General features: G+C 69.5%; 15 protein-coding genes. 9 read left to right on the top strand and 6 right to left on the bottom strand.

The features are described from left to right. Window positions 1-23: 23 nt before the first annotated feature. From HLA95_RS09600 to HLA95_RS09590, 3 genes are read right to left on the bottom strand one after another with little or no spacing between them, the layout of a single operon-like run. Window positions 24-431: an SRPBCC family protein gene (locus HLA95_RS09600; RefSeq protein WP_191061127.1), complete on the bottom strand. Its 408-nt coding sequence runs from the start codon at window positions 429-431 to the stop codon at window positions 24-26. Next, a complete protein-coding gene (locus tag HLA95_RS09595; protein ID WP_222183111.1) occupies window positions 428-1,603 on the bottom strand; it encodes a hypothetical protein in 1,176 nt (391 codons plus the stop codon). The genes HLA95_RS09600 and HLA95_RS09595 overlap by 4 nt, the downstream gene beginning before the upstream one ends. 7 nt (window positions 1,604-1,610) lie before the next feature. Then, entirely contained in the window at window positions 1,611-1,961 is a 351-nt protein-coding gene (locus HLA95_RS09590; RefSeq protein WP_191060635.1) for a hypothetical protein, read from the bottom strand. Window positions 1,962-2,179: 218 nt separating this feature from the next. Here HLA95_RS09590 and HLA95_RS09585 point away from each other — a divergent pair, with 218 nt between their 5' ends. Together HLA95_RS09585 and HLA95_RS09580 are read left to right on the top strand one after the other, a co-directional pair. Next, entirely contained in the window at window positions 2,180-3,580 is a 1,401-nt protein-coding gene (locus tag HLA95_RS09585; protein WP_191060634.1) for an L-serine ammonia-lyase, read from the top strand. Between the two features lie 155 nt (window positions 3,581-3,735). Further along, entirely contained in the window at window positions 3,736-4,872 is a 1,137-nt protein-coding gene (locus tag HLA95_RS09580) for a PDDEXK family nuclease (protein ID WP_191060633.1), read from the top strand. Between the two features lie 34 nt (window positions 4,873-4,906). Here HLA95_RS09580 and HLA95_RS09575 read toward each other — a convergent pair whose 3' ends face one another. Further along, window positions 4,907-5,803 carry a DMT family transporter gene (locus tag HLA95_RS09575; protein ID WP_255513235.1) on the bottom strand — a complete coding sequence of 299 codons (897 nt, stop codon included), beginning with the start codon at window positions 5,801-5,803 and terminating at the stop codon, window positions 4,907-4,909. Between the two features lie 345 nt (window positions 5,804-6,148). On the opposite strand from HLA95_RS09575, the gene HLA95_RS09570 reads away from it, so the two are divergent. The 5 genes from HLA95_RS09570 (at window position 6,149) to HLA95_RS09550 (ending at window position 10,764) form a co-directional block, all read left to right on the top strand. Next, window positions 6,149-6,619: a YbaK/EbsC family protein gene (locus HLA95_RS09570; protein WP_191060631.1), complete on the top strand. Its 471-nt coding sequence runs from the start codon at window positions 6,149-6,151 to the stop codon at window positions 6,617-6,619. 138 nt (window positions 6,620-6,757) lie between these two features. Continuing rightward, window positions 6,758-8,362, top strand: a complete 1,605-nt coding sequence (locus HLA95_RS09565) for a GMC family oxidoreductase (RefSeq protein WP_191061972.1) — start codon at window positions 6,758-6,760, stop codon at window positions 8,360-8,362. Between the two features lies 1 nt (window position 8,363). After that, window positions 8,364-8,867, top strand: coding sequence for a GNAT family N-acetyltransferase (locus tag HLA95_RS09560; protein WP_222183109.1), 504 nt, complete (start codon window positions 8,364-8,366; stop codon window positions 8,865-8,867). 137 nt (window positions 8,868-9,004) lie between these two features. Beyond that, entirely contained in the window at window positions 9,005-9,391 is a 387-nt protein-coding gene (locus tag HLA95_RS09555; RefSeq protein ID WP_191059946.1) for a hypothetical protein, read from the top strand. 317 nt (window positions 9,392-9,708) lie between these two features. Continuing rightward, on the top strand, window positions 9,709-10,764 hold the full coding sequence (locus tag HLA95_RS09550) for an acyltransferase family protein (RefSeq protein ID WP_191059945.1): 1,056 nt from the start codon (window positions 9,709-9,711) through the stop codon (window positions 10,762-10,764). A 506-nt stretch (window positions 10,765-11,270) separates the two neighbouring features. Here the strand turns inward: HLA95_RS09550 and acs are convergent. Continuing rightward, on the bottom strand, window positions 11,271-13,202 hold the full coding sequence (acs, locus tag HLA95_RS09545) for an acetate--CoA ligase (RefSeq protein WP_191059944.1): 1,932 nt from the start codon (window positions 13,200-13,202) through the stop codon (window positions 11,271-11,273). Window positions 13,203-13,492: 290 nt separating this feature from the next. Continuing rightward, a complete protein-coding gene (locus HLA95_RS09540) occupies window positions 13,493-14,185 on the bottom strand; it encodes an arylesterase (protein ID WP_191059943.1) in 693 nt (230 codons plus the stop codon). A 31-nt stretch (window positions 14,186-14,216) separates the two neighbouring features. On the opposite strand from HLA95_RS09540, the gene HLA95_RS09535 reads away from it, so the two are divergent. Together HLA95_RS09535 and HLA95_RS09530 are read left to right on the top strand one after the other, a co-directional pair. Then, the gene (locus HLA95_RS09535; protein ID WP_222183107.1) at window positions 14,217-14,924 is read left to right on the top strand and encodes an ABC transporter ATP-binding protein; all 708 of its coding nucleotides are present in this window, start codon (window positions 14,217-14,219) and stop codon (window positions 14,922-14,924) included. Beyond that, window positions 14,921-17,473: an ABC transporter permease gene (locus HLA95_RS09530; RefSeq protein WP_222183105.1), complete on the top strand. Its 2,553-nt coding sequence runs from the start codon at window positions 14,921-14,923 to the stop codon at window positions 17,471-17,473. Before HLA95_RS09535 ends, HLA95_RS09530 begins: the two co-directional genes overlap by 4 nt. Window positions 17,474-17,721: the final 248 nt, after the last annotated feature.

The raw sequence follows: 17,721 nt of genomic DNA, 5'->3' as shown, positions 1-17,721 counted from the left end.
TGCTCATGGGGTCGTCCGTCGGCTCAGGCGGTCGCCGTTTCGAGCAGGGACTTCAGCGCTTGGAGGTCGCGCTGCACCCACGCCGCATCGGCGGTGAACTTTTCCTCCGTCACCCCGTCCGCGCGCAAGAGGGTGAACATCACCAGGCAGCCATCCCCGTTCGGGATCACCCGCATCGCATTATGGGTGCGGGTGCCGTCCGGTGCGGTCACGTCATGGTCCAGCACACCGTACGGGTTGGGCGGGGTGAACCGCACATGCCAGCTGCCGTCCGGCCCGTCGACCAGGAAGCCGTCACCGTCCGCACGGAAATTGCGGCCGAGCCCGGAAGCCCAGGCCGGGAAATTCTCCGGCACCGACAGATAGGCGTTCACCTCGTCCCAGGGCCGGTCGATCGCCACGCTGACCGTCCGGGCAGGCAGGACCGTCATGCCAGCACCTCGCGCAGGCGATCGGCCAGGGGTGCCAGCTCGGCCGGCTGCAGGCAGATCGGGTTGATGAACAGGCAGCCGCTGCGGTGCCGCTCGGCGTCCAGCCGGAGCGACGGGCTGCCGGTTTCCAGGGCCATCACCACCGGCCAAGCCTCCCGCTCCACCAGTTGGAGCCGCAGGAGCGGCACGCTGCCCGGCACCAGGGAGACGGTCAGGCCGGGAATGCCACCGAGCCGGCCCTGCAGCTCCTCGAGCAGCCCCGTCCAGCGCGCGGTGCGCGCATCGTCGTCCTCGGCCAGGAACAGGTCGAGCGCGGTCAGCAAGCCTACGATCTGCTCCTTGCCGACCTTGCACGGCCGGCCGATCCCGTGCGGCGGCAGCCCCTTGAGCCGCGTCAGGTCGATGAAGGCCGGATCGGGCCGGAACTGCTCCAGCCAGACATCCAGGTCCAGCATCTGCAAGGCGGCCGCCATGATCAGGTCGCGCCGGCCGGCCAGGATGCCCGATGCCTGCGGCCCGCCCAGGGCCTTGCCGCCCGAGAAGGCCACCAGATCCGCACCTTCGTCGATGAAGCGGCGCAAATTGGCGGCCGGCGGCAACTGGGCCGCGGCATCGACGATCACCGGGATGCCGGCGGCCCGCGCCACCGCCACCAATTCCGGCAGCGCCGGCTGGGCGTCCGGTCCTGCGACATGGAGGATCGCCGCCGTGTCCGGCCCCAGCGCGTCCTCGAACTCCCAGGCCTCCGCGTCGCGTACCCCGGCCCCGGCGAACCGGTCGGGCAGCCCGACCTCGACCAGCCGCACGCCGGCGGTGCGCACCGCATGGTCGTAGAAATTGCGCTGGGAGCGCGCCACCAGCACCTGGTTCCTCATGCCGCGCGTGTGCGGCAGCCGGGCCATCCGGCCAGGGTCGAGCCCGGTCACCGCCGCAGCGGTGGCGAGCAGCAGGCCGGCCGCGGCACCGCTGGTGACCAGGCCCGCCTCCGCACCGGTCACGGTAGCGATCTGCCTGGACGCCGCTGCCTGCAACTCGGCCATGTCGACGCAGGCGGCCGCAGCCTCGGCCATCGCCGCCAGCACGGGCGGCGCGATCGGCCCGCCCGAGAGGCGGGTCGCCGGCCCCTTGGCGTTGATGATCGGGCGGACCCCCAGCCGGGCATAGGCGGTCATCGCCGCTTCAGAACCCGTTCGGGTTGCCGGGCACGATCGTGCCCCTGCCGTTCTCCTGGCCGTCCTTGAGCCAGGTCACGGACTGCCCGTCGATCTCGACCTCGTAGCAGGTGGCCGGCTCCTCGCCGTAGCGAAAGCACATCCGGTCGTCGCGCACCCGCCAGCTGCCCTCGTAGTCGCGGCTGCGGATGCTGCCGTCCGCATCGTAATACTCGACATAGGGCCCGGTGAGGGCCATCTCCCCCTCGACCGTATGGCCGCTCAGCGCCTGGCGGATCGCCTCGTTGTCCGCCGGCTCGGCACTGGCGGGAGCGGCCGCCAGGACGAGGAAGGGCAGGGCTAGGACGAGCCTGTGCATGCGCTACGGTTCCGTTTGGGCTGGGGTTGACGGCATCGGTGCCGTGGAAGAACGGCTGCACAGCTAGGCCGGGCTCGTGGCATGGGCAAGACATGGGTGGCAGGAGCAAGGCGTGGAGAGTGTCGTGATCCGAAGCGGATCGGCTGCTTGCGTGGAAGCCGCACGGCGCCGTCTGTGCCATCATAGGCGCATGTCCTGGCAATGGTTTACCTGAGCTGATGTCGATCAGCGTCTTCGACCTCTTCAAGATCGGGATCGGCCCGTCCTCGTCGCACACGGTGGGCCCGATGCGCGCCGCCCGGAGCTTCGCCCTGGCCCTGGCCGAATCCGGCCTCCTGGAACGGACCGCTTCGGTCAAGGCGGAACTGTTCGGCTCGCTGGGCGCCACCGGCGTCGGCCACGGCTCGAACCGTGCGGTGATGCTGGGCCTGGAGGGCGAGGCCCCCGAGAGCGTCGACGTCCTGCGCATCACCGAGCGGGTGGCGGCGATCCGGGCGAACAAGTGCCTCTCCCTGCTCGGCCGGCACGAGGTGCCGTTCGCCGAAGGCACCCACCTCGTCCTGCACCGCAAGCGCAGCCTGCCGTTCCACCCGAACGGGATGCGCTTCGCCGCCCTGGACGAGGCGGGCAGGGAACTGCATGCCGCGGTCTATTACTCGGTGGGTGGCGGCTTCGTGGTGGACGAGGCCGAGGCCGGAGCCGACCGGATCAAGCCCGACCGCACGCCATTGCCCCACCCGTTCACCACCGGCGACCAGTTGCTGGCGATCTGCCGGGATACGGGGCTTCGGATCAGCGACGTGATGCTGGCCAACGAGCGGGCCTGGCGCGACGAGGCCGAGATCCGCCGCCGCCTCCTGGAGATCTGGGCGGTGATGCAGGCCTGCGTGCAGAACGGCTGCTGCCGCGAGGGCGTGCTGCCGGGCGGGCTCAAGGTGCGCCGGCGCGCCCGCACCCTCTACGAAAAGCTCCTGGCCGAGCCCGAGCGCTCGCTCACCGACCCGCTCACCATCATCGACTGGGTGAACCTCTACGCGCTCGCCGTGAACGAGGAGAATGCCGCAGGCGGCCGGGTCGTCACCGCCCCCACCAACGGTGCCGCCGGCATCATCCCGGCCGTGCTGCACTACTACGCCCGTTTCGTGCCCGGCCAGAACGCGGACGGCATCTGCCGCTTCCTGCTGACCGCCGGCGCCATCGGCATCCTGTTCAAGGAGAACGCGTCGATCTCGGGTGCGGAGGTCGGCTGCCAGGGCGAGGTCGGCTCCGCCTGCTCGATGGCGGCGGCCGGTCTGGCCGAGGTCATGGGCGGCTGCCCGCGCCAGGTCGAGAACGCCGCTGAAATCGCGATGGAGCACAATCTGGGCCTGACCTGCGACCCCATCGGCGGCCTGGTCCAGATCCCCTGCATCGAGCGCAACGCCATGGCCTCGGTGAAGGCGATCAACGCCGCCCGCATGGCGCTGCGCGGCGACGGCGAGCACTTCGTCAGCCTGGACAAGGTGATCCGCACCATGCGCGAGACCGGAGCCGACATGAAGACCAAGTACAAGGAAACCGCCCGCGGCGGGCTTGCCGTGAACGTGGTCGAGGTGCCGGTCAGCGTGGTGGACTGCTGAGGTGCACCGGCACTGAATGCATCCTGGAAAGCACGGTGTGGTGGCCAGTAACGGGTTGGTGCTCTTAACAGAACCTTCTTAATCTGCCCCTGCGAGATTGGGAGGCGACGGGGCAGGCCCGAAATGGGTATGCTCCAGTTCCGGCGGGGTTAACCTTGAGCGAGCATATCTACCAGATTGATGCGGAAGGACAGTTCACGGAGCTGCAGCGCAGCCCGTACGATTCCGAACTGTTTCTGCAGGAACTGATCAGCCGGCATCCGGCTCTGCTGAACCAGGTGGCAGGCGAAGCTGGTGCGCTCCTCCTGGTCCGGCGTGAGCAGCCGGTTCCCGACGCGCAGGCAAACTCTCGCTGGTACCTTGATCACCTGTTTCTCGACCGCGAGGCCGTGCCCGTCCTGGTCGAGGTGAAGCGTGCGACCGATACGCGAGCGCGGCGTGACGTGGTCGCACAGATGCTTGATTATGCTGCAAACGGCATCGCATTCTGGCCGATTGATCAGATCACGGCCGCCTTTGCAGCAACCGCTACGGCCAATGGACAAGATCCGGATGACCTACTTGCGGCCTTCTTGCAGGGCAATGATCCAGAAACTTTCTGGCGCCAAGTGGAAGCCAACCTGCGGTCTGGTCGGATCCGGCTCGTATTCGCCGCCGATCACATCCCACGTGAACTTACGAGAATCGTGGAGTTTCTGAACGAACAAATGCGCCCGGCGGAGGTGCTGGCCATTGAGATCGACCAGTTCACGAGTGTCACGGGCCACCGCACGCTGGTCCCCCGACTGGTCGGAGCCACCGAGCGGGCGCGCAGTGGCAAGGCGGTGCTGCCGCCGAGTGAACCGGCCAGCGAACTGGAATGGCTGGGGGCGGTCGAGGCGCAGTTCGGGCCGGCCGCCAGAGCTGGCGCCGAGCAACTGATCCGATGGTTCAGGGAGGATGGCTGCGAGGTGGTCTTCACCGACAACCAAGTCTCCTTGTGTACGCGGCTCAGGCGCAGCGACGGGAAGCCGAGTTGGCCCTTCTTGCTGCGCAAGAGCAGCGGGCGCCTGGAGCTGTCGCTGCGCAACTTGACCTGGGTGCCGGGCTTCCAGGACACGCCCAGCCGCGTCGCCTTGCTCGCGCGCTTCCAGGCGCTGCCGGCAGAGGTGGCGGCCACAGGCAATCCGGCCGGCTGGCCCAGCATCGCCCTGAGCGAGATCATTCGACCGGCGTGCTGGAGCGCCTTCACGGTCTTTGCCCGCGAGGTGCTTCATACGATCCGCAACGGTCCGCCCGAACATCAGACGTAGTTGGTCCCGGTCAGCTCGATAAAGCCCCAGCCCCCTAGGTCGGCTGTCTCTTTCCCAGCAACCGCATGACCATCCGCAGCAGCCGCCCATCGATCACGCCCAGGCCGAGCGCGATCAGGGCCGTGCCGCCCAGCTGGCGCGGCTGCAGGGGCTCGTGGAGGAACAGGCTGCCCAGGAGGATGGCGCCGGGCGGGACCAGCAGGGTGACCAGCAGGAGGTTGGTGGCGCCGACCGTGGCCAGGAGCCGGAAGTAGAGGACATAGGCCAGCGCGGTCGACAGGAGTGCCAGGCCGAGCAGGGCCCACAGCGCGGCCGCGCTCGGCATGGGCAGCAGCCAGGGGCGGTCGGCCAGCAGGGTGACCGGGACGAGCAGCAGGCTGGAAGCGGTGAGCTGCCCGGCGGCACCGGCCATGGGGCTCACCCCCAGGACGCGGAAGCGTCGGCCGAAAATGCCGGCCAGCGCGTAGCTGATGGCAGCGCCCAGGCAGGCCAGCTGGGCGGTCAGGCCATTGCCCAGGGCCTGGAGCGCGTCGCCCCCGATCAGCACGGCCACGCCCATGAAGCCCAGCATCACGCCGCTCAGCCGGGCCCGGGTCAGCTTCTCGTCCGTGGTCAGCGCGTGGGCGAGCAGCACGGTGAACAGGGGCGTGGCGGCATTCAGGATCGCGGCGACACCGCTGGCCAGATGCTGCTGGCCCCAGACGATCAGCCCGAACGGCAGACAGTTGTTCAGGAGACCCATCACGCCGAAGGCGCCCCAGAGACGGGCCCCGCCAGGAAGCCGCTGGCCCGCTGCCCGCAGGACCAGCTGCAGGAGCAGGGCGCCCAGGGCGACCCGCAGGGTCACCACCGAAAGGACGGGCAGTTCGGCCACCGCCACCGCATTGAACAGGAAGGAGCCGCTCCAGAAGGCGGCCAGCGTCAGCAGCATGGCCCATTCGGCAGAAGTCATCGGCGCGTGGGGGCGAGAGGATGGCATCGGCATCCGTGGCAGACGGTGTGGGTTGGCGCCTGCCGGATGCTGCTGGGGCCGGTGGCCCGGCTATCCGTTTCTTGCGGACCTATCCCGAGATGCCGCTCGCCATGGCCCGTTCCATTTTTTCATGAAGCTCCCGCAATCTTCGTGCTATGATCCGGAACATGGCGCGCCAAGACGCCGTGCCGGATGAAACGCCCGGTTTGATGATCGTCGGGTGGCGGTGGCGGTGCCTCTTAGGGCATCGTCACCGCCTCGCGCGGGCTCGACCTGCACCGTCGCCGGTGTAGAAGATGCGGCATGACCGATGCCGAAACTCCCGTGGAGCGGGTCCGGCGCGTGCTGGGGCCGAACTACCCGGTGCGCCGATTCGACCAGAGCACCGCCACCTCTGCCGATGCGGCTGCCGCGATCGGCTGCACCATTGCCCAGATCGCCAAGTCGCTGGTGTTCCGGCGGGCGAGCGGTGATCCCGTGCTGGTGGTGGCTTCGGGCGCCAACCGGGTCGACGAGAAGAAGCTGGCGGCCCTGCTCGGCGAGAAGGTCGGGCGGGCCGATCCCGCGTTCGTGCTGGCGAGGACCGGCTACCCGGTGGGCGGCGTGGCGCCGGTCGGGCATGATCCGGCCGTCGCCGTGTTCCTGGATGCCGACCTGGCGGGGCTGCCGGAGATCTGGGCGGCGGCGGGGGCTCCCGATGCGGTGTTCCGCCTGACCCCGGACGATCTGCAGCGCCTGACCGGCGGCCGCTTCTGCGAGCTGGCGCGGCGCTGAGGCCGGCGGCCTTGTTGGCGGCTGCAACGGTGCAACCGTAGTCGTCGGTGCCGGAGCCATCCGTGGTCGTGCCGGCGCCGCTGCTGCTTGCCCCAGCCGGCCAAGCCCGGCACTGATCGCGCAGCGAGCCGGGGAGGGATGGTCGCGGTGGATCTGGGCGAATTCGACTATGTCATCGTCGGGGCGGGCTCGGCCGGCTGCGTGCTGGCCAACCGGCTGTCGGCCGATCCATCCGTGCGGGTCTGCCTGCTGGAGGCCGGCGGGCGGGACAACTGGATCTGGATCCACATCCCGATCGGCTATCTCTACACCCAGAACAACCCCCGCACCGACTGGTGCTTCAGGACCGAGCCGGAGCCGGGCCTGAACGGGCGCAGCCTGAACTACCCGCGCGGCCGGGTGCTGGGCGGCTGCTCCGCGATCAACGGCATGATCTACATGCGCGGCCAAGCGGCGGACTACGACCATTGGCGCCAGCTGGGCAATGTCGGCTGGGGCTGGGACGACGTGCTGCCCTGCTTCACGCGCATGGAGGACTTCGTCGGCGGGAGCTCGGAGCTGCACGGGGCCGGCGGCGAGTGGCGGGTCGAGAATCCCAGGATCTCCTGGCCGATCCTAGACGCGTTCCGGGAAGCCTGTGCGGAGGTCGGCATCCCCAAGACCAACGACTTCAATACCGGCGACAACGAGGGCTGCGGCTACTTCCAGGTCAACCAGAAGAAGGGGGTGCGCTGGACTGCCGCCAAGGCGTTCCTGCGCCCGGCCCTCAAGCGGCCGAACCTGCGGATCGTGACCGAGGCGGAGGCGCGCCACCTCCTGTTCGACGGGCGGCGCTGCATCGGGGTGGCGCTGGTGGACGGCCGCACCGTGCGGGCACGGCGCGAGGTGATCTCCTGCGCCGGTGCGGTGATGAGCCCGGCACTCCTGCAGCGCTCGGGCATCGGCCGCGGCGACTGGCTGTCGGAGACCGGCATCGAGCTGCGCCACGACCTGCCGGGTGTCGGCGCCAACCTCCAGGACCATCTGCAGCTCCGCCTGGTTTATCGCGTCCAGGGGATCGGCACGCTGAACGAGCGGGTCGGCTCGATGTTCGGCAAGGGCCGCATGGGGCTGGAATATCTTCTGTTCCGCAAGGGGCCGCTCACCATGGCGCCCTCGCAGCTGGGCGCCTTCACCCGCTCCGACCCGCGCTTTGCCACGCCCAACATCGAGTACCACGTCCAGCCGCTCTCGCTCGACAAGTTCGGCGACCCGCTCCATCCGTTCCCGGCGTTTACCGCCTCGGTATGCAACCTGCGGCCGACCAGCCGCGGTGAGGTCCGGGTCACCAGCGCCGACCCGCGGGTCCATCCCGCCATCCGGCCGAACTACCTGGCTACCGACGAGGACCGGCAGGTCGCGGTGGAATCGATCCGGGTCACCCGGCGGATCTGTGCCGCACCCGCCCTGGCCCGCTACGTCACGGAGGAGTTGCGGCCGGGCAGCATGGTGCAGGACGAGGCCGGGATGATCCGCGCCGCGGGCGACCTCGGCACCACGATCTTCCACCCGGCCGGCACCTGCCGCATGGGGCCTGAGGACGACCGGGGGGCGGTCGTGTCGCCGCGCCTGCAGGTGCACGGGCTGGACGGGCTGCGGGTCGCCGACGCCTCGGTGATGCCGACCATCACCTCGGGCAACACCAACAGCCCGAGCATGATGATCGCGGAGAAGGCGGCCGACCTGATCCTGGACCGGGCCTGAGGTGAGCGTGGCGGTCCGCCCGGAACGGGCAGGGGACGAGGCGGCGATCGCGGCACTGATCACCGCTGCCTTCGCAACGGCGCCACATCGCAGCGGCACCGAGGCGGCGATCGTGGCCGAGCTGCGCCGCTCCGGCCGGCTCGCCCTGTCCCTGGTGGCGACGGCCGGCGCGGAACTGGTCGGCCACGTGGCCTTCTCGCCGGTGACGATCTCGGATGGCAGTGCCGGCTGGTTCGGCCTGGGCCCGCTGGCGGTGGCGCCCTCCTGGCAGCTTCAGGGGATCGGCCGAGCGCTGGTGGCAGCCGGGCTGGAGCGATTGCGCGCGCGCCAGGCGGCCGGCTGCGTGGTGCTGGGTGACCCGGCCTATTACCGCCGGTTCGGCTTTGCCCCTGATCCCGACCTGGTGCTGCCGGGCCTGCCGGCCGGATATTTCCAGGCCATGAGGCTCGGGCCGGGGCGCGCCGCCGGGACCGTCCGGTTCGACCCGGCATTCTTCACTTCCTGAGCCGCATTCATCTTCTGGATCGGGACTGGGCGGGTCGAGCGGGCAGATTCAGCCGTATTTCCGGATGCGCCCTTGTATCCTCTTGCGCCGACGCGAAGTAGCGGGCCTCCTGGCCGCGACAAAGCGATAGGTGCACCATGCTCGCAGCGCTGGCTTTCCTTTCCGGCATGGTTCTGGCGGGCTACGGCGTCGGCCGCTGGTATCGCGAGCGCGAGGCCGTGATGCTGGCGGAGATCAGCCATCATTTCGAGCGGCGCCAGAAGCAGATGCTGGCGCGGATCGACGAGGGCGACCAGGCGCTGCTGGCGGCCTATCGCGAGCTCGACCGGCTGGAGGGGCAATTGGAGGCCGGCCTGCGCGAGCTGGGTGAGGCCCGGAGCGAGCTGGCGGAGACGGTGGCCGACAAGCAGCGGCTGGAAAACATGCTCTACGGCCAGCCCCAGCCGATGCTGCGCAAGCTCGCGGCCCCGGCCCCGCGCGAGCGGCGCGACTGGCCGCTGCGGCATGCCCAGCAGGCCTCGTGACGGCGGCCTAGCACCGGAAATCTGCCGTCTTCCTCGGCATCACGCGGCGACCGCCGACTGTTGAATCGTCCTCGCCTTGTTGGCATTGCTCGGAAGCGATGAAACACAAAGTTGATTATGAACGGCATGTAACGTGAGCCATTGCGCCCACTTGCCATTCGGCTGACGCTGCGCGAATCTCGACTGGCCGACCCTTGTTCGGGCATCAACGTCGCTACTTCACGCACCCTCGCCCATGCCGCTCGAACAGTGCCCGCCCGCAATGTATCTTGCCGGGCAGTGATCGCTGGTCGCGGCGGGCCGGAGCAAGAAACGCCTTGAAGCAATCCATCCAGACATTGCGCGGCCTGGCCTGCATCTTCCTGGTCGCCTACCACACGATCGGCAGCGCGCCCGACCGCGGCCTGCTGATGGGGGACGGCACCCTGCTGCGCCACCTGGCGGAGTCGTTCCAGTATCTGCGCATGCCGCTATTCGCCTTCGTGGCCGGCATCGTCTACACCTTCCGCAGCGTGTCGCCGGGCCAGCATGTCGGCGGCTTCCTGATCGGCAAGGCGCGCCGGCTGCTGATCCCGCTCCTGGTGGTCGGCACGCTCCAGTTCATCATCTCGGGCGTTTCCAAGGGCATGACGGCCAGCGAGCTGCTGGGCGTCGTCTGGCTGCCCGTATACCCCTATGAGCATTTCTGGTTCCTCCAGGCGATCTTCATGATCTTCGTGCTGGTGGCGTTCCTCGACTCGTTCGGCCTGCTCGTGCAGCGCGCGGCGGTCGTGGCGGCGCTGATCCTGGCCGCGGTGATCTGTGCCGGCGACCTGGTCCAGCTCCAGTATTTCTCGATCCAGGGCGCCCTGTTCCTGCTGCCGTTCTTCCTGCTGGGCCTGTATTTCGGCCGGTTCGGCGATCCGCTGGCCCGGCCGGGCGGGGTGCCGATCGCCTGGGCGCTGGTCGCCGTCGGCGTCGTGGTCACCCAGGCCGGCCTGCTGGGCTATCTGGACCATCCCGTCTCGCGCGAGAGCCCGATCGGCCTCCTGTTCGGCGCGGCGTTCTGCATGCTGATCATGCGGACCGGCTGGACCAACCGTGGTCTGGGCGTGATCGGCAACTACTCCTACGGGATCTACCTGTTCCACATGTTCGGCGTGGCCGGGCTGCGCATGGTGCTGCCCAAGCTCGGCATCCACGATCCTTACGTGATGTTCGTGATCATGCTGGCCGGCGGGCTGGGCCTGCCGATCCTGGTCGAACTGGCGGCCGGCCGCTTCACCGTCACCCGCATGCTGCTCCTGGGCCAGAAGCCCCTGCGGCAAAAGCGCCCGGCGGACGCGCCCGGCGCCGAGGAGCGGGTGGCCAGGGAGCGTCTGGCCGCCCGCTGAGCCGGGCGGTCCTATCGCCGGCGGCTAGCTGCTCCGGCCCCGCGCCATCGAACATGACGATCCCGCCATGATTGCGGCTGCGGGTCCTGAAGCCTCCGAACCACAGGTGACAGGCTGGTTGCCCCCCAGCCTCCTCCCATCTTGGTCCAACCCGGCGGTTAGGCCGTGACCGGAAAGATCCCGTCACCATGGGAACCCGCAGCCTCAGTCCTGCCACTACAGGTTTCTGCATCCGTCTCGCTGCCACACCGTGGCGCAGACGGCACAGTCTGTTGCGACGGAGTCAGATTACTGTTGTGAAACCCCTGGAGATGGACTAGTCGTCATGGGACAGCGATGTGAGCGGTTCCCCCCCAGGACGTACAGCATAGCTGGCATTACGCTCCCGAACAGGGAGAAGGGCGGCCCGGACTGGACCGCCCTTTTTTGTTTTCTGGCCTCGGCCGCGTACATCCGCCGGGGCGGCTCCAGCCGGACTGGAACCGCCGACCGGCGGGGGATCGTGCCTAGCGCTTCAGCCGGTTCGCCACCAAGTCGGCCACCACGGACGGGTCGGCGAGCGTGCTGGTGTCGCCCAGCTGGTCATGCTCGTTCGCCGCGATCTTGCGCAGGATCCGGCGCATGATCTTGCCCGAGCGGGTCTTGGGCAGGTTCGGCGCGCACTGGATGAAGTCCGGCGTGGCGATCGGTCCGATCTCCTTGCGCACCCACTTCACCAGGTCATCGCGCAGCGCCTGCGACGGCTCGATGTCCTTCTGCAGGGTCACGTAGCAGTAGATGCCCTGGCCCTTGATGTCGTGCGGGAAGCCCACCACCGCGGCCTCGGCGACCGCCGGGTGTGCCACCAGGGCGCTTTCCACCTCGGCCGTGCCCATGCGGTGGCCGGAAACATTGATGACGTCGTCGACCCGGCCGGTGATCCACCAGTAGCCGTCCTCGTCCTGGCGGGCACCGTCGCCGGTGAAGTACATGCCCTTGAAGGTCGAGAAATAGGTCTGCACGAACCGCTCGTGGTCGCCATAGACCGAGCGCATCTGGCCGGGCCAGCTGTCCAGCATCACCAGGTTGCCCTCGCCGGCCCCCTCGATCAGCTTGCCGTCATTGTCGACCAGCGCCGGCTTCACGCCGAAGAACGGCCGGGTCGCCGAGCCGGGCTTGAGCACGGTGGCGCCGGGCAGCGGCGAGATCAGGATGCCGCCGGTCTCGGTCTGCCACCAAGTGTCCACGATCGGGCAGCGCCCGTCGCCCACCACCCGATGGTACCAGAGCCAGGCCTCCGGGTTGATCGGCTCGCCTACCGAGCCCAGCAGGCGCAGGGACGCGCGCGAGGTCCGCTTCACCGGCTCGTCGCCCTGCTGCATCAGCGCCCGGATCGCGGTGGGGGCGGTGTAGAAGATCGTGACGTGGTGCTTGTCGATGACCTCCCAGAACCGGGAGACCGACGGGTAGTTCGGCACGCCCTCGAACATCAGCGTGGTCGCGGCGTTGGAGAGCGGGCCGTAGAGGATGTAGCTGTGCCCGGTCACCCAGCCGACATCGGCAGTGCACCAGTAGACGTCGCCGTCCTTGTAGTCGAACACGTATTTGTGGGTGAGCGAGGCGAAGACCAGGTAGCCGCCGGTCGTGTGCAACACGCCCTTCGGCTTGCCGGTCGAGCCCGAGGTGTAGAGGATGAACAGCGGGTCCTCCGCGTTCATCGGCTCGCAGGCGCATTCCTCGCTGGCCTCGCGCGCCTCGTGCGACGCGTCGAAGTCGCGGCCCTCCTGCATGTCGACCGCGATGCCGGTATGGCGGAACATCAGGACCTTCACGTCGTCCGGGCACTTCTTCAGCGCCGCGTCGACATTGCCCTTGAGCGGCACCGGCTTGCCGCCGCGCAGCCCGCCATCCGCGGTGACCACGAGCTTGCTGCCGCAGTCCTTGATCCGGTCGGCCAGCGAATCCGGCGAGAAGCCGCCGAACACCACCGAATGGACCGCACCGATCCGGGCGCAGGCCAGCATGGTGTAGGCCGCTTCGGGGATCATCGGCAGGTAGATGGTGACCCGGTCGCCCTTCTTGACCCCGTGCGCCTTGAGCACGTTCGCGATCTTGCAAACCCGGCGGAGCAACTCGCGGTAGGTGACGATCCGCTCGTACTCGGGATTGTCCGCCTCCCAGATGATCGCCACGCGGTTGGCGTGCCGCGGCAGGTGCCGGTCGATGCAGTTGTAGGCGACGTTGAGCTCGCCGTCCTCGTACCACTTGATCGAGACGTCGCCGTCGAACGAGGTGTTCTTCACCTTGGTGTAGGGCTTGCTCCAGTGCAGGCGCTGGCCCATCTCGCCCCAGAAGGCCTCCGGCTCCTCGATCGATCGGGCGTACATGGTGCGGTAGGTCAGGTCGTCGATCAGCGCCGTCTGCGCGAACGAGGCAGGGACCGGAAACGTCTCGGACATTGTTATCTTCCTTTCGGCGCCCAGGGCCCGGGACGGTCTGGCCGTCGCCCCGAAAATCCCATGGCGGGCGGCTGCTGCCGCCGGCTTCCCCTTCGCTGATTTTCCTTCGCGGCGTGCGAAGACGCAACCGGCGTCACCACCCGGCGGCCGTTCCGGGAGCCGCGCGCCGGGCGTTCAGCCGCCAAGGATATCCACGCATTCCACGTATTTCTCCACAATCCCGCAGCCCGGCGATGCAGATCTGCCATCGGCCCGGCAAGACCAGCACTCGGCCGCCTCCGGACCGCGCCTCAGGAAACCTTGTCCAGCCATTGCCCGATCGCGGGCGTGATCCTTTCGACGAGGATCTCGATGCCGGCCGCGGTGGGATGAATACCGTCGGGCAGGTTGAGCGTGCGGTCGCCGGCCACCCCATCGAGGAAGAACGGGTAGAGCGGGATGTCATGGCGCTCCGCCACGTCCCGATAAACCTGCGCGAACGACTTTCCATAAGCCGCGCCGAGATTTGGCGGGGCCAGCATCCCGGCCAGGAATACCGGCACGCCCGCGGCCGAAGCCTTGCCGATGATCGCGTCGAGGTTGCGCTCGAGCTGATCGGTGGGCAGGGCACGCAGCGCGTCGTTGGCACCCAGCTCGACGATCAGGTGGCTGGGCTGGTCCGCCAGCACCCAGTCGACCCGGGCGAGCCCGCCAGCCGAGGTGTCGCCCGACACCCCGGCATCGATGACCTGGCAGTCCCGGCCGGACGCCTGTAACGCTGCCTGGAGCCGCGCCGGAAATCCTTCGTTCACCGAAAGCCCATAGGCTGCGGTCAGGGAATCGCCCAGTACCGCGATCCGGCAGGCTGCTTCCTGCGCCTGCACCTGGCCCGCCGGGGCCAGGGCCGCGAGCAGGACGAAGCCCGCTGCCGCCCATGGCCGCAGCAGGGCCAGGAGCCGGCGGATCGGTGCCGTGCGGTTGCCGGCGGCGCCCTGGCTGGCCATCTGTGCACGAATGCCTGAATGTGAGGACCGGATGATCAATCTCGTGGACCTTCGTCTCGATCTGACAGGGGCCGCCGGACGGGTCTCGATCCTCAAGGGCGTCGACCTTCAGGTCCCGGCAGGGTCTGCAGTGAGCGTGGTGGGTCCGTCCGGCTCCGGCAAGTCGAGCCTGATCGCGGTGATCGCCGGCATCGAGCGGCCGACCGGCGGCAAGGCGATCGTGGACGGGGTCGACATCGCCACGCTGGACGAGGACGGACTGGCCCGGTTCCGGCGCGGACGGCTGTCCATCCTGTTCCAGAGCTTCCACCTGATCCCGACCCTGTCGGCGCTGGAGAACGTCGCGGTGCCGCTGGAGCTGATGGGCCGGCGCGACGCGCTGGAGCGCGCGGAAGCGGCCCTGGCCGAGGTGGGCCTGGCCCACCGGATCGACCATTATCCCGGGCAGATGTCGGGCGGCGAGCAGCAGCGCACCGCGCTGGCCCGCGCCCTGGTCACCGAGCCCACCATCCTGCTGGCCGACGAGCCCACCGGCAATCTCGACCGCGCCAATGGCGGGCATGTCATGGAACTGCTGTTCGCGCTCCGCCGCCAGCGCGGCACCACGCTCTTGCTGGTGACCCACGACCCGGAGCTGGCCCAGGCCTGCGACTGGACCTGCCGGATGGAGGATGGCCGGCTGACCGCCCCGCCGCATCTGGCCGCTTCCGCCGACCAGAAGCTGCGGCAGCCGGCATGAGCACGCCCGCCACGATCACGCGGCGCCTGCCGTTCGCCCTGTCCTTCGCCCTGCGCGACCTGCGCGGCGGCCTGCGCAGCTTCTGGCTCCTGCTGCTCTGCCTGGCACTCGGCGTGGCGGCGATCGGTGCGGTGGGCCTGCTCTCCGCCGCGGTGGACCATGCGGTCGAGCGCGATGCGCGCAGCCTCTTGGGCGGCGATCTCGTGGCCGAGGCCTCGGGCGAGCCGATCACGGTCGAGGAACTGGGCCCGGCCGTGCCGGCGGGCAGCACGTCGCGCTCGACCGTGCGGATGAGCGGGCTCGCCATGAGCGAGGGCAGGGGCGAGGACGGCTCGTCGCGCAGCCTCGCCATTGCGCTGAAGGGCGTGGAGCAGCCCTGGCCGCTGCTGGGCCAGGTCGAGCTCGACCCGCCGCTGTCGGTGGCCGAGGCGCTGGCCGATGGCGGGGTGGTGGTGGAACGCACCCTCCTGCCGCGCCTGGGAGTCGAGGTCGGCGACCGGATCCGCCTGGGCGACGGGCTGGTCACCATCCGCGCGGTCCTGGTGAGCGAGCCCGAGCGGGTCCAGGGCATCTACGGCCTTGGTCCGCGCGTGGTGGCCTCGATCGACACGATCCGCGAGGCCGGCATCCTCCTGCCGGGTGCGGTGACCACCTGGTCACGCGCCATCGTCCTGCCGGACGGTACTGATGTCCCAGCCATCCAGGCCGCGATCCGCGAAACCACGCCCGGTGCCCGGTTCCGCCTGCGCGGGGTGGAGGAGATCCAGCCGCAGGTGGCGCGCTTCACCGACCGGCTGGCCAGCTATCTGACGGTCGCCGCCCTGGCCGCCCTGCTCACCGGCGGGATCGGCATTGGCCTGGCCGTGCAGGGCTGGCTGGTCCAGCGCCGCGCCGGCATCGCCACCCTGAAGGCGCTCGGCGCCACGCCCGGCCAAGTCCTGCTGGTCTATGCCTTGCAGGTGACCCTGGTGGCGACGCTGGCGGCCCTGCTGGGGGCACTCGGCGCCTATGCCCTGGCTTCGCTGTCCCGCCTCCTGCCGGCCGAGCTGATCCCGTTCGAGCTGGGCGACGTGTTCGCCGCCTGGCCGCTCTTGCGCGCCGGCCTGCTGGGCATCGCGACGGCCCTCCTGTTCGCCGCCGTGCCGCTCCTGGACGCACGCGACCTGCCGGTGGCGGCCCTCCTGCGCCCGGCCGCGGCCGAGCAGCGGCACGGGGGCTGGCGGCCGCGCCTCCTGGTACTGGGGCTGGGCGTGCTGCTGGTGGGCGGGCTCGCCGCACTCACCACACCGAGGCCCGAGATCGGCGCCAGCTTCGCCCTGGCGGCGCTGGTAGCCGCCGGCCTGCTCACCCTGCTCGGGCGCGCGGTACTGGCGCTGGTGGGTCGGATCGCCCGCCATGGCCCGCTGGTCCTGCGCCTGTCCCTGGCGCGGCTGAACCGGCCGGGCTCCACCGCGCTCCCGGTGGTGGTCGCGACCGGTACCGCCCTGTCGGTCCTGGCCACTGTCCTGTTCGTCCAGCAGTCGCTCGACGCCGAACTGCAGAACAGCCTGCCGGAACGCGCCCCCTCGGTCGTGTTCATCGACATCCAGCCGAACCAGGTCGAGGCCTTCGACCAGGTGCTGGCGCGCTTTCCCGAGGCTGTGCTCGACCAGCGCGCCCCGGTGCTGCGCGCCCGGGTGTCGGGCATCAAGGGCGTACCGGTCGAAGAGGCGGCGATCGGCGAGAACGTGCGCTGGACGGTTCGGCGCGACCGCGGCCTGTCCTGGACCGCCGACCCGCCGCGCGACGAGCCGCTGGTCGCCGGCTCCTGGTGGCCGGAAGACTATAGTGGCCCGCCGCTGGTCTCGGTCGAGGACGACGTCGCCGAGGGCTATGGCGTCGGCGTGGGCGACACCCTGTCCTTCAACGTGCTGGGCCGCACGATCGAGGCGACCATCGTCAACCTGCGCCGGGAAATCGACTGGTCGCGGGCCCGGATCGACTTCGTGTTCCTGTTCAGCCCGGGCCTGCTGGAGCAGGCGCCGCACACCCTGGTCTCGACCGTGCGGGTGCCGCCGGAACAGGAGCCGGCGCTGCTGGACGCCATGGCGCAGGCCCTGCCCAACGTGACGCCGATCTCGATCAGTGAGGTCAGCCGGCAGATCGGCATGGTGCTGGGCCGGATCGGCTTCGCCGTGCAGGCGGTGGCCTCGGTGACTTTGGGGGCCGGGCTGCTGGTGCTGCTGGGGGCGCTCGCCGCATCCCGCCGCCAGCGCCGCCAGCAGGCCGCTCTGATGAAGGTGCTGGGTGCGACGCGCGCCGACCTGCTGCGCCACTTCCTGATCGAGCACGCAGCCCTGGGCTTCCTGTCCGCCCTGGTGGGCCTGCTGGTGGGCGGCATCGCCGCCTATGTGCTGGTGGGGCCGTTCATGAACCTAAGCTTTGCCGCCGAGCCCGGTACGGCCGGCTTGCTGGCGCTGGCGGCGGTGGTGCTGACCGGGCTGGTGGGGGCGGTCTCGACCTGGCGCCTCCTGGCCCGGCCGATAGCCCCGGTCCTGCGCACGTCGTGAGGCTGGTCGCGCGAGACGAACGCATGGGCGTGCCGGACACCGCAAGTCGCCGTTTTTGGGTGGTGCCGTTTCGTCTTGCGGCCGCCTCGCTGGGCCGGCCGATGATCTTGGCCGGCCGCCACTTCATCGTGACGAGACCTTGGCCCGGCCGACGATCTTCGGAAAATGTCGTCAACCCGCTGAATTGTAACGATATGTATCACTATCGCATGCACCCGGATCCGGCCGTCTGGTCTTGATGCACAATG

The organism is Geminicoccus harenae (assembly GCF_019800005.1).
Lineage (GTDB): Bacteria > Pseudomonadota > Alphaproteobacteria > Geminicoccales > Geminicoccaceae > Geminicoccus > Geminicoccus harenae.
Note: the sequence above shows the minus strand (reverse complement) of the source record. Positions and strands in the feature narration are given on the sequence as shown.

Bases quoted from the DNA above. Each gene is read 5' to 3' on its own strand.
- HLA95_RS09535 (WP_222183107.1), top strand. From the start codon at position 14,217: ATGATCAATCTCGTGGACCTTCGTCTCGATCTGACAGGGGCCGCCGGA.
- HLA95_RS09555 (WP_191059946.1), top strand. From the start codon at position 9,005: ATGCTCGCAGCGCTGGCTTTCCTTTCCGGCATGGTTCTGGCGGGCTAC.
- HLA95_RS09590 (WP_191060635.1), bottom strand. From the start codon at position 1,961: ATGCACAGGCTCGTCCTAGCCCTGCCCTTCCTCGTCCTGGCGGCCGCT.
- HLA95_RS09595 (WP_222183111.1), bottom strand. From the start codon at position 1,603: ATGACCGCCTATGCCCGGCTGGGGGTCCGCCCGATCATCAACGCCAAG.
- HLA95_RS09575 (WP_255513235.1), bottom strand. From the start codon at position 5,803: ATGCTGCTGACGCTGGCCGCCTTCTGGAGCGGCTCCTTCCTGTTCAAT.
- HLA95_RS09570 (WP_191060631.1), top strand. From the start codon at position 6,149: ATGACCGATGCCGAAACTCCCGTGGAGCGGGTCCGGCGCGTGCTGGGG.
- HLA95_RS09600 (WP_191061127.1), bottom strand. From the start codon at position 431: ATGACGGTCCTGCCTGCCCGGACGGTCAGCGTGGCGATCGACCGGCCC.
- HLA95_RS09530 (WP_222183105.1), top strand. From the start codon at position 14,921: ATGAGCACGCCCGCCACGATCACGCGGCGCCTGCCGTTCGCCCTGTCC.
- HLA95_RS09565 (WP_191061972.1), top strand. From the start codon at position 6,758: ATGGTCGCGGTGGATCTGGGCGAATTCGACTATGTCATCGTCGGGGCG.
- HLA95_RS09540 (WP_191059943.1), bottom strand. From the start codon at position 14,185: ATGGCCAGCCAGGGCGCCGCCGGCAACCGCACGGCACCGATCCGCCGG.
- acs (WP_191059944.1), bottom strand. From the start codon at position 13,202: ATGTCCGAGACGTTTCCGGTCCCTGCCTCGTTCGCGCAGACGGCGCTG.
- HLA95_RS09585 (WP_191060634.1), top strand. From the start codon at position 2,180: ATGTCGATCAGCGTCTTCGACCTCTTCAAGATCGGGATCGGCCCGTCC.